This is a genomic window from Microtetraspora fusca (assembly GCF_001570365.1).
GTDB classification, from domain to species: domain Bacteria; phylum Actinomycetota; class Actinomycetes; order Streptosporangiales; family Streptosporangiaceae; genus Microtetraspora; species Microtetraspora fusca.
The window spans coordinates 1-13,029 of record NZ_BBYK01000054.1 but is presented as its reverse complement, the minus strand read 5'-3'; the positions used below and the strand labels follow the sequence as shown (position 1 = coordinate 13,029).

The following is a 13,029-nucleotide window of genomic DNA, read 5'->3' as shown; positions in this document are numbered from 1 at the left end:
GAGCTCCCGTGCTGCCGCCCTGATCAACCAACGCTGTTGAGTCCGGATCGTTCGGCCGTGTCGTGCCCAGGAGTGCCCTCGTCCCTGCCGGTCGTCCGCTCGGCGAGGGCCTCGAGTTCGGCGACCGCTCGGTCGGTGGCCGTCTCGGCGGCGATCTCGGTGGCCAGCCGCTGCGCTTCGCGCTGGTAGGACGGGTCATGGAGGACTCGGTCGACCGCCTGTGCGATCGCGCGGGGCGAGGCGCCCTTGCTCATGGTGATCCCGGCGCCGGCCAGTTCGACGCGCCGCGCCACCTCGCCCTGGTCCCGCCCCAGCGGCACGCAGACCAGGGGAACACCTGCGGCCAGGGACTTGACGACCGTCCCGTGGCCGGCGTGCGTGATCGTCACCGCGGCGTGGCGCAGCGCCGCGCTGTGCGGCGCCGACCCGGTGACGAGGACATTGCCGGGCGCGCGGACCGTCGCCGGATCCACCGCCGGGCCGGTCGTCAGCAGCCCACGCACCGGCAGCGTGCCGAGGGCTTCGGCGATGCGCTCGAGCACCATGCGCTGCTTCATGAACGTCGAGCTCAGGCTGACCAGCACCAGCGGTGCGTCACCCTCGGGCAGCTCCAGCTCCCCGGCCCAGGCGGGGTCGTCCAGCCGTGGGCCGACGTGGCGCACGTAGGCGGGGAAGCGTCGGCCGGGGTAGTCGAGCGCGCGGGGAGACAGCACGAGGAACCGGTCGACACGGCCGAATGCGTCGATGACCGAGCCCACCGGCGATAGGCCGTTGGCGGCGCGGGCGGCGTTGAGCGCCGGCAGTCCCTTCACCCACGGTTTGATCATCAGCCCCGTCAGGATCCGGTCGCGGAGGCGCCCCAGCATGCCGATGGCCGGCGCGAATCCCGGACCGAACGGTGGCGCTCCTGGGCTGGGGAGCGGATAGACGGTCGTCCCGAGCGAGGCCACGGGGATCCCGGCGGCCTCGCCGGCGGTGAGTGTGCCGAGCAGCGAGAAGTCGGCGACCAGCACGTCGGCCGGACGGGCGCGCAGCTCGGCCAGGGTGTCCTGGGCATAGTCGGCCGCGGGTCCGCAGACGATGCGGTCCCGCAGCCGCGCGAACGCGCCCAGCGGCGTGCGGGCCTCGAAGTCCTTGAGGACCTCCTTGGCCGGATCGCTGGTGTCGCCCTGGGGCGCCGTCGTCCAGGCGATCGGCTCCGCGCCGCCGGCGGCGACCTCGTCGTGCAGCGACCTGTCGGCCAGCACCCGGACATCGTGGCCGCGTTCACGCAGCGCACGCGCGACCGAGAGTGTGGGCGGCACCGCTCCGCCGCCGGACCAGGTGGCGAACAGGAAACTCTTACTCATGGTTTCTCTTTCGCGGATCGATCGAGGTCAGCAGGTCGCACATGGCACGTTCGGCGTCCACGCGCGACAGCCCGAGGTCGCGCCGCCACAGTTTCCAGAGGTAGATGTCCGTGGCGGCGTAGTGCAGGGCCAGTTCGTGCTCGCGTGCGGGGCCCGGGGCCGGAAGGCGGTCGGCGAAGACCTGCTCCAACCACGCCCGATGCTGGCTGCGCGCGTGGGCGGCCGCGCGGGCGATCGCCGGGACACGGTCGACCTGCGCGGTCCAGAGCACGTTGGCGTCGCCGTGGCGTTCGTAGTCGTCGAACAGCACGGCCACGATCGCCTGTACCTCACCGGTCGGCGCCTGACGGACGACCGCCGTTTGAGATGCCAGCCGGTCGGCGAGGACATCGGCGAGCCCGTCCTTGCCCTCGAAATGGTTGACGATGGTCTGCACCGACACGCCCGCCTCGTCGGCGATGTGCTGCAGCGTGACGTCGTCGTACCACCGCCGCGTCCACAGCGCGGCCGCGGCTTCGAGGATGCGCGCGCGCGTGGCCTCCACGGCGGCGGCACGGGCACCCATCCGGTACGGACGCCTGGCCTCACTTTCCATGGAGTCGTGTCTATATTCAATTGATGGCACAGTCAAGCGAAAATCTCGGGCAACCGGCGGAGGTCCGCGAGATCAGGGACGCGGGCGGCGGTGAGGCGGCCTACGTCAGCGGGGCGCGATGGCCCCACCTTGACCGTGGTATGCCGACGGCCCGGGAGGCGAGGCCATCCCGGGCCGTGAGGCGGCGGCGTCAGGCGCCGAGCAGCTTGCGCACCCGGCCGGCGCCGACCGCGAGAAGCAGCGTCGGCAGGCGCGGGCCGGTGTCGCGCCCGACCAGCAGCCGGTACAGCAGGGCGAAGAACCCGCGCTGCGCGACCTTCAGCTCCGGCGTCGGCTTGGCGTCGGCCGGCAGGCCCGCCTGGAGCTTGGGCACGCTGTAGACGAGGGTGGTCAGCGCGTCCAGCGACCAGTGCTCGTCGAGCCCGTCCAGCAGCAGCCGCAGCGACTCCCGCTCGGCGTCGCCGAGCGACTCCAGCAGCTCCGCGTCGGGCTCGTCGCGCACGCGGGTGCGCTGCTCGAGCGGCACCTGGGTGGTGACCCAGTGGGCGGCGCGGTCGAGGCGGGGCCGGGTCTCGTCCAGAGACGCGATCGGGTCGGCCGGGTCGAGGTCCCGCAGGATGCGCAGCGTCTGCTCGGAATCGCCCGCCGAGACGTCCACCACTGAGGCGAGCGTCCGGTACGACACCGGCCGCGGCGTCGTCGGCAGCGGGCCGGCGGCGGTGCCGATCGCCCGGGCGTGCGCCGCGAGGTCGGCGGGCAGCGCCGTGCCGTCCGCGACCTTGCGCGCCAGCGCGTCCCACTCGTCGTAGAGGCGCTGGATCTCCTGGTCAAAGGCGATCTTGAAGGACTGGTTGGGCTTGCGCCGGGCGTACAGCCAGCGCAGCAGCGGCGCCTCCATGATCTCCAGGGCGTCGGCGGGCGTGGGCACGCCGCCCTTGGAGCTGCTCATCTTGGCCATGCCGCTGATGCCCACGAAGGCGTACATGGGACCGATCGGCTGATCACCGCCGAACACGTCCCTGACGATCTGCCCGCCGACGACGAACGAGGAGCCCGGCGAGGAGTGGTCGACCCCCGACGGCTCGAAGACGACCCCCTCGTACTTCCAGCGCATCGGCCAGTCGACCTTCCACACCAGCTTGCCCCGGTTGTGCTCGGACAGCCGCACGACCTCGGAGAAGCCACAGACGCAGGTGTAGGCGAGCTCGGTCGTCTCGTCGTCGTAGGAGGTGACCGTGGTCAGGTCGCGCTCGCAGGCCGAGCAGTAGGGCTTGTACGGGAAATAGCCGGCGGCGGCGCTGCCGTCGTCCTCGGTCGCCGCGCCGGATCCCTCGATGGCGGCGGCTTCCGCCTCGTCGACCTGCCGCTGCCCGCCCTGACCGGCGGCCGGCTTCTTGGTCCGGTACTGAGCGAGGATCGCGTCGATCCGCTCCCGCTCGCGCATCGCGAAGAGGATCTGCTCACGGTAGGCGCCCGAGGTGTACTGCTCGGTCTGGCTGATGCCGTGGAACTCGATGCCCATCTCGGCGAGCGCCGCGATCATCGGGGCCTTGAAGTGCTCGGCCCAGTTCGCGTAGGGGCTGCCCTGGGGCGCGGGCACGGAGGTCAGCGGCTTGCCGATGTGCTCGGCCCACGCCGGGTCGATGCCGGCCGGGACCTTGCGGAATCGGTCGTAGTCGTCCCAGGAGATGATGTGCACGCATTCGTACCCGCGACGGCGGATCTCGTCGGCGACGAGATGCGGCGTCATGACCTCACGCAGGTTCCCCAGGTGGATGGGCCCTGACGGACTGAGGCCAGATGCGCAGACGATGGCTTTTCCGGGCGCGCGACGCTCCGCCTCGGCGATGACCTCGTCAGCGAAACGGGAGACCCAGTCGGTCTCGGAGCTTCCAGCCACGATCGACGCACCCTTTCTGTGAAATCCCGGTCATCCATTCTCGCGGATGCCCGGGGCTCCCCGGTCCGTCCGGCACCTCCGCGCCCGGATTCGCCGTGGAAAATCCGGCTGTCCAACGGCGCCGACCGGCCCGGCGGGTATGGCCGATCGAGTGAGCGGGATGCGGTCGGCGCCCCGCCGGTCCGGCGAGCGGGCGTGCGGTTTGCGCCCGCCGATCGGGGAGCGGGCGCGGATCAGCGCCCCCGCCGGTCGTCCTCCGCGACCGGTATGTCGTGGTGCGGCCAGGGCGAGGCCGCGACGACGACGCCGTACAGCAGATGGTCGACCAGGAACACCAGCCGCTCGACCGGGTCGTGGCTCTTCTCCTCGGTCAGGCCGACCACGGGCGCGAGGCCGCCCTCGAACGCCCCCCAGATCAGCACGCCGTACAGCGGGCCCGCCCACGGCCGTTCCCGGACGGCGCGCGGCAGCAACCCGAAGGCCGCGCCCCCGGCGGCGCCGTACGCCCAGTGGGCGAACTCGACCAGGGCGGGCCGCCGGCGGGAGGGGACGCGGTGGAACAGGCTGGGGACGACGCGCCGGAGCATCGACTCCGGAGGGACCCTCTCGATCGCGCTCAGCGCGACCATGGCCTGCCGGAAGCCGGACATCGCCATGGCGCCGATCGCGCCGCGTACCGCCGCGCGCAGGATCGGCTTCCTCCCCGCCTTCCCCCGGGCCCGCTCCCGGGTCACCGCCGTCTTCCGCTCCTCGGGACGCTCCGGCGCGTACGCGGGCGGCGCGGGGGCGCTCGCGGGTGTCGTGCGTTTCATGTCTGCCACCTCGGCCTTCGCTCCGGGACGCGCGCCGGACGCCGCTCCCGGCGGTCGTCGGGAGACGGCGTCCGGCGCGATCCGGAAGGGGCGTCCGACATGGACGACTTCGCTGCCCATACCCCCGCGTCCGGCGCACTCACCCCGCCGAGCGGGGCCGTCGCGGGCGCGGGGACATGTTCGGCGGTGTGATGGGCACTCGGGAAGGATGGCCGCGTACCGGCGCGTTCACCGGCGGGCGCGGCGCCGGATCAACGCGCGACGCCGCCTTCTCCACAGGATCAGATTTTCCAACTAAATTTGTAGGAAAACCCTGGAGGAGGCGGTGATGACCCTGCCGGACTTCCTGGTGATCGGGGCGCCCAAGGCCGCGACGACGGCCCTGCACAGCGCCCTGGCCCACCATCCCCGGCTGCACATGTCGGCCGTCAAGGAGCCGAAGTTCTTCTTGACGGACGGCCCGCCGCCGAGACGCGGCGGCCCCGGAGACGCGCAGACGTACCGCGAGCACGTGTGGCGGCGTGCGGACTACGAGGCGTTGTTCGACGGCGCTCCCCCGGGCGCGCTGCGCGGGGAGTCCACCCCGTTCTACCTGTACGACTTCGCCGCCCAGCGGCGCATCCGGGCGCTGATCCCGGGCGCGAGGCTGATCGTCGTCCTGCGCGATCCGGTAGAGCGGGCACACTCGAACTGGACGCACCTCTGGTCCGCCGGCCTGGAGCCGATCGACGACGTCGTGCGTGCCTGCGCCGAGGAGGACCGCCGAGTGGCGGCCGGATGGTCACCGTTCTGGCACTACGTCGGACTCGGCCGGTACGGCCGGCAGTTGCGGCACCTGTACACGCTGTTCCCCCACGAGCAGGTCCTGGTGTTCCGCTACCGCGATCTGGTGGACCGGCCGGACGTCGCCCTCGACCGCATCTGCGCGTTCCTGGGCGTCGAGCAGGGGATCATCGCGGAGGTGCCGCGCGAGAACGTCACGGCCCACCCGCCGGAGACGCTCCGGCACCGGCTGCTGTCCCAGCTCGTACGGCTCGGCGACCGGGTGGCGGGCCAGGCGCTGACGGCCCCCCTGGAGCGCGTGCTGCAGCACAAGGGCCGGGCGCGCGAGCCGCTGACCTGGGTGCAGCGACAGGAGCTGCTGTCGTACTTCACGGCCGACATCGCGCTCCTGCAGGACGTGACAGGGGACGACTTCAGCGACTGGCTGCGGCCGAAGGAGCGGTCGGGCGGGCTGGTGGGCGTCCGGCCCACCGGGCAGCGGCAGGCAAGGAACGGCCGTCCCAAGGCCCTCTGACGCCACAAGCCACGGACCACGACGGAGCGCACTCTCCGGAAAGCGCCACCGTTTCCCCGCCGCGCGCCGCGGCGGGGATCACCGGAAGCGGGTCAGCTCGGCCGGAGTTCGGTGCGCAGCTCGTGCGCTCCGTCGGCCCGGGTGAACTCGTAGTACAGCCGGTGCCCGCCGGGGACGGGGACGATGTCGACATAGCGCAGCCCTCCCCCGGCGTACGGGGAGCGCGCGGCGGGGACCGAGCCGTCCGCCGTCAGCGTCGAGGGGCCGGGACCGGTCGCGACGCCGGTCCGCTCCTCGTAGTTCTCCTCGGCCGAGGCCCTGCCGTCGTAGTAGGCCGTGACCGCGCCGTCCCCGTCGAAGCGCACCGCGCTCACCCGTACGCCACGGGAGTCCCAGGAGCCGGGACGGCGGTCGAGCGCGGTGCCCTGCCAGGTCCACTCCAGGCCGTCGTGGCTCGTGGCGTAGTCGGTGACCATCTGGTCGGCCTCGTCGGGGTCCTCCAGCGGATGGGAGGACGCCCACAGGTGCCACAGGCCGTCATGGCGGACGATCACCGGGTCCTTGACGCCCGTCTTGGGGTCGCCGGGCAGGACGACCCGCGACGTGGCGGGGTCGAAGGACGCGGGGTCGGCGGCCTCGATCACCTCCACCCGCCAGTGCTTGGTTCCGTGCGTCGCGCAGCTCAGGTAGAGCCGCCAGCCGCCGTCGGGCGTCGCCACGAGGGTGGGCCGCTCCAGCGACTCGGCGTCCATCCGCTCCTTCGTGATCGTGAGGAGCGTCTCGAACCGCTCGCCGTCCGCGGACCTGGCGACGGCGACCGCGTACCCCCTCCCCTCACCGAGGGGCCGCCGCAGCCGGTACGCGAGATAGATCGAGCCGTCCCGGTGGACGGCGCTGGGCGCGCCCGCCCAGAATCCGGGACCGTCCCCGGGCGGGAAGACGGCGACGACGGAACGGTCCGGCTGCGGTATGAACACGTCAATCTCTCCGTTGGGTCACGTGGGCGGGCGAGGGCGGCCGGAGTACGGCGGGGCCGACCCCGCCACGGCTGCACGGCACCCTTATACGCGGAAAGCCGGCGGGGTTTCCGGCGCGACGCCGCGAGATAATTACACAATACCCATCTGTTTGATTGGTTTTGACGGTCCGCGCTGGTCACTCCACCGGCCGCGTTCGCGCGCCGAGGCCATGGGATAAGACTGGGACCATGCGCACAGCAGACATCGGAGTGACGGGGCTGGCCACCATGGGCCGCAACCTCGCGCGGAACTTCGCCCGCCACGGTCACGTGGTCGCCGTCCACAACCGGACCGAGAGCCGCACCAAGCAGCTCATGGAGGAGCACGGCGACGAGGGCGCCTTCGTCCCGTCCTCCTCAGTGGAGGAGTTCGTCTCCTCGCTCCAGCGGCCGCGCAAGGCGATCATCATGGTCAAGGCGGGCCCGTCCACGGACGCCGTGATCGAGGAACTCGCCGGGTACATGGAGCCGGGCGACATGATCATCGACGGTGGCAACGCGCACTTCCTGGACACCCGCCGCAGGGAGGCCGCCCTCCGGGAGCGCGGCCTGCACTTCGTCGGCACGGGCATCTCCGGGGGCGAGGAGGGCGCGCTGAACGGGCCCAGCATCATGCCGGGCGGCGCCGCCGAGGCGTACGAGACGCTGGGGCCGCTGCTGGAGGACATCGCCGCCAAGGTGGACGGCACCCCGTGCTGCGTCCACGTCGGGCCGGACGGCGCCGGGCACTTCGTGAAGATGGTCCACAACGGCATCGAGTACGCCGACATGCAGCTCATCGCCGAGTCCTACGACCTGCTGCGGCAGGCGCTCGGGCTGTCGCCGGGCGAGCTGGCGGACGTCTTCCGCGAGTGGAACCGGGGCGAGCTGGAGTCCTACCTCATCGAGATCACCGCCGAGGTGCTCGGGCACACCGACCTCGCCACCGGCCGGCCGTTCGTGGACGTGGTGCTCGACCAGGCGGAGCAGAAGGGCACCGGCCGCTGGACCGTGCAGAGCGCCCTCGAACTCGGCGTCCCGGTCACCGGCATCGCCGAAGCGGTGTTCGCGCGTGCGTTGTCCGGCCATCCCGGCCAGCGCGCCGCCGCCCGCTCCCTCACCGGGCCGAACGGCACCGCGCCCGGGGCCGAGCTCGTCGACGACGTGCGGCGCGCGCTCTACGCCTCCAAGATCGTCGCGTACGCGCAGGGGTTCGATCAGATCACCGCCGCGGGCGAGGAGTACGGCTGGAACGTGGACCGGGGCGCCATGGCCACGATCTGGCGGGGCGGCTGCATCATCCGGGCCAGGTTCCTCGACCGCATCCGCGCGGCCTACGAGGCCGATCCCGCCCTGCCGACACTGCTCGCGGCCCCGGCGTTCGCCGCCGCGCTGGCCGACGCGCAGGACTCCTGGCGCCGGGTGGTCGCCACGGCGGCGACGATCGGCGTTCCGACGCCCGGCTTCTCGTCCGCGCTCGCGTACTACGACGGGCTGCGCCGCGACCGGCTCCCGGCCGCGCTCGTCCAGGGCCTGCGTGACTTCTTCGGCGCGCACACCTACCGCCGGGTGGACCAGGCGGGCGCGTTCCACACCGACTGGTCCGGCGACCGGCGGGAACGGCCCGCCTGACCGGGGCTCACGGAAGCTCTGGAAAAACACGGAAGCTCTGGAAAAACGCGGTACGGCCCGCACCCCGGCGAGGGGTGCGGGCCGTACCACGTGGACCGCGGGCGTCCCGGTCTATTCGAAGACCGGGACGGCCTCGGCCTTCTCCTCCGCCGATCCGGGCGCGGAGGCGCCGCTGCGGAGGGGGACCTCCTTGATGAAGATCGCGATCACCGGGACGAGCACGGCGAACAGGACGGACCACCCGAAGACCCCGCTGATGGAGTCGGCGAGCGCGCCCAGGATGCCGTCCTTCATCTGCGGAGGAAGCTGGGCGAGCTGGGCGGGGTTCATCCGGCCGCCGCTGGACGCCACCTTGTCGGCCATCTCGGGCCCGAGCTTGGCGGTGAGCTGCTCGGTCAGCTTGTTGTTGAAGATGGCCCCGAACAGTGAGATGCCGAACGAGCCGCCGATCGAGCGGAAGAACGTGGAGGCGCTGCTCGCGACGCCGAGGTCCTTCTGCTCGACGCTGTTCTGCGCGATGAGCATGGTGGTCTGCATCAGGAAGCCCATGCCGAGGCCGAGGACCGCGATGTACACGCCGGTCGTCAGCGTGCTGGTCTTCGCGTCCTGCAGGGAGAGCAGCCAGGCGCCGACGGCCATGATCGCGCCGCCGACGACCGGGTAGATCTTGTACTTCCCGGTCTTGGTGATCGCGCGGCCGACGAACAGCGACACGATCATCGACGCGCCCATCATCGGCAGCAGGAGCAGGCCGGAGTTGGTGGCGGTCGCGCCCTGCACGGTCTGCTGGAACAGCGGCAGGAAGCTGATCGCGCCGAACATCGCGAACCCCAGCAGGAAGCCGAGCGCCGAGATCAGGCTGAAGTTGCGGTTGGCGAACACGTGCAGCGGCATGATCGGCTCCGCCGCGCGCTTCTCGATCGGCAGGAAGATCGCCAGTGAGACCACGGCGAGGGCGGCCAGGCTGAGGATCTGCCAGGAGCCCCACGGGTAGCCGTGCTGCTGCCCGCCCCAGGACGTGATCAGCACGATGGCGGTGATGCCGACGGTGAGGACGGCCGCGCCCAGCCAGTCGATGCGGTGCTCGGTGCGGTGCTTGGGCAGGTGCAGCTTGAGGATCAGCCAGAGCAGCGCGACGCCGCCGATGGGCAGGTTCACGTAGAAGGCCCAGCGCCAGTTCAGGTGGTCGGTGATGAAGCCGCCGACCAGCGGCCCCGCGATCATGGCCAGCGACATGATCGCGGCCATGATGCCCTGGTACTGCCCGCGCTCGCGGGGCGGCACGAGGTCGCCGACGATCGCCATCGCGTTCACCATGAGGCCACCGGCGCCGAGGCCCTGGACCGCACGGAAGGCGATGAGCTCGATCATGCCGTCCTCGGTCCCGCCGAAGAGCGACGAACCCGCCATGCCGCAGAGCGCGGATCCCACAAGGAAGATGACGATCGACGCCAGGAAGATGCTCTTACGTCCGTAAAGGTCACCCAGTTTGCCCCAGATCGGCGTCGAGACCGTCGTCCCGAGCACATAGGCTGTGGTCACCCACGTGAAGTACTCCAGGCCGTTCAGCTCGCCGACGATGCGCGGCATGGCCGTACCGACGATCATGTTGTCGAGCATCGCCAGCATGATCGCGAGCATGAGGCCCGGCAGCACCATCATGACCTCTTTGGACCTGCCTGGCGGTGCGGCGGATTCCGTCATTTATGTCCCCCTTGAACTGTCACTTACTTGCCGACCGGCAAGTGGCAGAGGGATACGGTAGGCTCCCTGCTTACCGGCCGTCAAGTTAAATAAAGGGGTAAAGCAAGGCAATGGGTGCTCAGACCGACACGCGGAGCCGAATCCAGGAGGTCGCGCTTCGGCTCTTCACGGAGCAGGGGTACGAGGCGACCTCGCTGCGCGAGATCGCCGAAGCTCTCAACGTCACCAAAGCCGCCCTTTACTACCACTTCAAAACCAAGGACGACATCATCGCGAGCCTCACCGAGGACCGGATCAAGTCCCTGGACGCGTTGGTCGCCTGGGCGCAAGAGCAGCCGCGCACCGCGGAGACGCGCCGACAGCTGATCCGCCGCTACTCGGAGGACATGACCCGCGGGCGCGACCACGAGGTCATGCGCTTCCTGGAGCGCAACCAGACCGCGCTCCAGCAGCACAGCAAGGTCATGATGATGCGCGAGCGGATGACGGCCCTCCTCTCCGTCCTCTGCGACGCCGACGACCCGATCACCGTCAAGCTGCGGCGCTCCATGTCGATCTTCACCATGCACGCGGTCTGGTTCGTGCTGCGCGACGAGAAGGTGAGCGACGAGGAGCGGATCGAGGCCGCGCTCCAGCTCGCGCTGGAACTGATCGACTCGGCGGAAGAGTGCCCCGCGCGAGAGGAAAGCTGACCCACACCACGACACGCTGGCAGAAACCCGATCTGGGCGCGGGTGTATAAGGATGAGCGTGTGATCACGCGTCACCCGTGGACGTGGACGTGGCGCGCTCCGGACGACTCCGGCCCGTCACGGACGGGCCCTCATCCACGTCTCCCCGGGTCGGAGAGCAGATCGACTCGACAACCAATCACAACGGGAGGGCGACATGTTGTTCGGTGCGGAACACGTGAAGCGGTACGTCGAAACCGACGGCGGCGAGGGCCACGACTGGCAGGGCACGACGGTCGCGATCCTCACGACCACCGGCCGCCGGTCCGGGCTCAAGCGCAGCACCCCGCTCATCTACCAGAAGTACGGCGACGCCTACCTGGTGGTGGCGTCCAAGGGCGGCGCCGACGAGCCGCCGCTCTGGTACCGGAACCTCGAGGCCGACCCGCATGTGGAGTTCCAGGTCAAGGGTGACCGGTTCGCGGCCGTGGCCCGCACGGCCACTCCGGAGGAGAAACCGGACATGTGGCGCACCATGGCCGCCACCTGGCCCGCGTACGACGACTATCAGCGCAAGACCGAACGCGAGATCCCGGTGGTCGTCATCGAACGCGCGTGACCGAGGGCCGGGCGGCCTCCCGCCGCCCGGCCCGGCTCGGGGCGCGGAACATCGGCGGCAGCCGTGGCCGTGCGGCTCCGCCGGTGGCGGCCGTGCCCACCCGGGGATATGTTTCGGCTGGAATATCCGGCGTACGGGGAGGTTCGTTGAGCGACGGCCGCACCGCCGAGATCATGATCGCCGAGGCCCGGAAGGCGTTCTGGGTCATGGTCGGCTTTCTCGGCCTCATCTGGATCGTCCAGATCGTCAACTGGGCCGCCGGCTACGGGCTCAGCTACAGCTACGGGATCAGGTCGTGGCAACTGGACGGTCTGCCCGGCATCGTCTCCGCCCCGTTCCTGCACTGGAGCTGGGGGCACATCGAGGGCAACTCGGGCCCTCTTTTCATCTTCGGATTCCTCGCCGCGTACCGGGGAGTGAAGAAGTTCTTCGGGGTGACCGCCCTGATCGCCGTCACGAGCGGGCTCGGCGCGTGGTTCACCGCTGCCCCCTCGACCGTCGGAGCGGGCGCGAGCGGCCTGGTGTTCGGGTACTTCGGATACATCCTGGTACGCGGCGCGTTCGACCGGCACCTGATCGACATCGTGATCGGCGTGGTCATGGGGCTCTGCTTCGCGTACCAGTTCACCGGGCTTCTGCCGGCCGAGGGGATCGGCTGGCAGGCGCACCTGTTCGGGTTCCTGGGCGGCATCGCGGGCGGCTACCTGTTCCGCGAACGCCGGGTCGCCGCGTCCTCCGGCCCGCCCGCGGTGTCCCGCGGCCGGGACAGCGCCTCGCCCGGGCCCGCGGGCGACTCACGGTCGGCGCTGCTGAAGGAGATCGAGGACCTCGGCCTCTGAGGCCGAGGGCGGACCATTCGTCCGGTCCACCCGGCGTCGCGGGTCGAGGCCGCCCTATCGGGAGCCGGCCCGTCCGACGTCCCGGGGTCCGGGCCCCGGGACGTCGTCGAACCGTGGTCGCGCGGCCGGCCGACCGCCCGGCTGAGGATCTCGGCCGGGCAGTGAGCCCACGTCGTGTCCGACGCTCCCTACGCGGCGGAGGGGAGCCTCTGGAGGATCTCCCGCAGCATCTCACCGTGGGACTTGAGGATCACCTCGACCCCGTCGAGCCGGTGCTCGACCCTGGCCAGGCGGTTCTCGACATTCGTGAGGCGGTCCTCCACCTTCGCGAGACGGCCCTCCACGTTGGTGACGCGCTCGTCGAACCGGTCCATGCGCTCCTCGAACCGGTCCATCCGCTGTTCGAGCTTGCCGACGCTCTCGCCGAGGGCGTCGAACCGCTCGTTCATCTCGGTGCGCAGGGCCTTGATCTCCACCTGTACGAGGCCGACGCACTCCGCGGTGGCCTCGTAGCGCCGCTGTGCCAGTCCCGCGAAGTGGCTCACGGTCTTCACCTGCCCTTCGAGCGCGGTCACCCGCCTGTCCAAGCTCTCTATGGTCACGGTCAACGTACC

12 protein-coding genes are annotated in these 13,029 nt (G+C 70.8%); 5 read left to right on the top strand and 7 right to left on the bottom strand.

Features of this window, described 5'->3' with window-relative positions; translation table 11 throughout:
- Nucleotides 1–23: 23 nt before the first annotated feature.
- The 4 genes from AWQ68_RS23455 to AWQ68_RS23440 form a co-directional block, all read right to left on the bottom strand.
- The gene (locus tag AWQ68_RS23455; RefSeq protein WP_066943690.1) at nt 24–1,349 is read right to left on the bottom strand and encodes a glycosyltransferase; all 1,326 of its coding nucleotides are present in this window, start codon (nt 1,347–1,349) and stop codon (nt 24–26) included.
- On the bottom strand, nt 1,342–1,944 hold the full coding sequence (locus AWQ68_RS23450; protein WP_084464322.1) for a TetR/AcrR family transcriptional regulator: 603 nt from the start codon (nt 1,942–1,944) through the stop codon (nt 1,342–1,344). Before AWQ68_RS23450 ends, AWQ68_RS23455 begins: the two co-directional genes overlap by 8 nt.
- A 190-nt stretch (nt 1,945–2,134) precedes the next feature.
- Nucleotides 2,135–3,844, bottom strand: a complete 1,710-nt coding sequence (gene lysS, locus AWQ68_RS23445) for a lysine--tRNA ligase (protein WP_066943688.1) — start codon at nt 3,842–3,844, stop codon at nt 2,135–2,137.
- A gap of 233 nt (nt 3,845–4,077) precedes the next feature.
- The gene (locus AWQ68_RS23440; protein ID WP_245656058.1) at nt 4,078–4,656 is read right to left on the bottom strand and encodes a hypothetical protein; all 579 of its coding nucleotides are present in this window, start codon (nt 4,654–4,656) and stop codon (nt 4,078–4,080) included.
- A gap of 328 nt (nt 4,657–4,984) precedes the next feature.
- Between AWQ68_RS23440 and AWQ68_RS23435 the strand changes: the two genes are divergently transcribed.
- Entirely contained in the window at nt 4,985–5,953 is a 969-nt protein-coding gene (locus AWQ68_RS23435; protein ID WP_066943686.1) for a sulfotransferase family protein, read from the top strand.
- Nucleotides 5,954–6,045: 92 nt separating this feature from the next.
- Here AWQ68_RS23435 and AWQ68_RS23430 read toward each other — a convergent pair whose 3' ends face one another.
- Nucleotides 6,046–6,930: a glycoside hydrolase family protein gene (locus AWQ68_RS23430; RefSeq protein ID WP_245656057.1), complete on the bottom strand. Its 885-nt coding sequence runs from the start codon at nt 6,928–6,930 to the stop codon at nt 6,046–6,048.
- 230 nt (nt 6,931–7,160) lie between these two features.
- On the opposite strand from AWQ68_RS23430, the gene gnd reads away from it, so the two are divergent.
- A complete protein-coding gene (gene gnd / locus AWQ68_RS23425; protein ID WP_066943682.1) occupies nt 7,161–8,582 on the top strand; it encodes an NADP-dependent phosphogluconate dehydrogenase in 1,422 nt (473 codons plus the stop codon).
- 111 nt (nt 8,583–8,693) lie between these two features.
- Here gnd and AWQ68_RS23420 read toward each other — a convergent pair whose 3' ends face one another.
- Nucleotides 8,694–10,286, bottom strand: a complete 1,593-nt coding sequence (locus AWQ68_RS23420) for an MDR family MFS transporter (protein WP_066943679.1) — start codon at nt 10,284–10,286, stop codon at nt 8,694–8,696.
- A 110-nt stretch (nt 10,287–10,396) separates the two neighbouring features.
- On the opposite strand from AWQ68_RS23420, the gene AWQ68_RS23415 reads away from it, so the two are divergent.
- The 3 genes from AWQ68_RS23415 (at nt 10,397) to AWQ68_RS23405 (ending at nt 12,415) form a co-directional block, all read left to right on the top strand.
- A complete protein-coding gene (locus AWQ68_RS23415; RefSeq protein WP_066943677.1) occupies nt 10,397–10,978 on the top strand; it encodes a TetR/AcrR family transcriptional regulator in 582 nt (193 codons plus the stop codon).
- A 196-nt stretch (nt 10,979–11,174) separates the two neighbouring features.
- Entirely contained in the window at nt 11,175–11,576 is a 402-nt protein-coding gene (locus tag AWQ68_RS23410) for a nitroreductase family deazaflavin-dependent oxidoreductase (RefSeq protein ID WP_066943675.1), read from the top strand.
- A 146-nt stretch (nt 11,577–11,722) separates the two neighbouring features.
- A complete protein-coding gene (locus tag AWQ68_RS23405) occupies nt 11,723–12,415 on the top strand; it encodes a rhomboid family intramembrane serine protease (protein ID WP_218006998.1) in 693 nt (230 codons plus the stop codon).
- A 188-nt stretch (nt 12,416–12,603) separates the two neighbouring features.
- Here AWQ68_RS23405 and AWQ68_RS23400 read toward each other — a convergent pair.
- A partial coding sequence (locus tag AWQ68_RS23400; RefSeq protein ID WP_218006997.1) for a coiled-coil domain-containing protein occupies nt 12,604–13,029 on the bottom strand: 426 nt, incomplete at its 5' end.

Coding starts and splice junctions, on each gene's coding strand:
- AWQ68_RS23435 (WP_066943686.1), top strand. CDS start 4,985: ATGACCCTGCCGGACTTCCTGGTGATCGGGGCGCCCAAGGCCGCGACG.
- AWQ68_RS23455 (WP_066943690.1), bottom strand. CDS start 1,349: ATGAGTAAGAGTTTCCTGTTCGCCACCTGGTCCGGCGGCGGAGCGGTG.
- AWQ68_RS23410 (WP_066943675.1), top strand. CDS start 11,175: ATGTTGTTCGGTGCGGAACACGTGAAGCGGTACGTCGAAACCGACGGC.
- AWQ68_RS23440 (WP_245656058.1), bottom strand. CDS start 4,656: ATGAAACGCACGACACCCGCGAGCGCCCCCGCGCCGCCCGCGTACGCG.
- AWQ68_RS23450 (WP_084464322.1), bottom strand. CDS start 1,944: ATGGAAAGTGAGGCCAGGCGTCCGTACCGGATGGGTGCCCGTGCCGCC.
- AWQ68_RS23415 (WP_066943677.1), top strand. CDS start 10,397: ATGGGTGCTCAGACCGACACGCGGAGCCGAATCCAGGAGGTCGCGCTT.
- AWQ68_RS23420 (WP_066943679.1), bottom strand. CDS start 10,286: ATGACGGAATCCGCCGCACCGCCAGGCAGGTCCAAAGAGGTCATGATG.
- gnd (WP_066943682.1), top strand. CDS start 7,161: ATGCGCACAGCAGACATCGGAGTGACGGGGCTGGCCACCATGGGCCGC.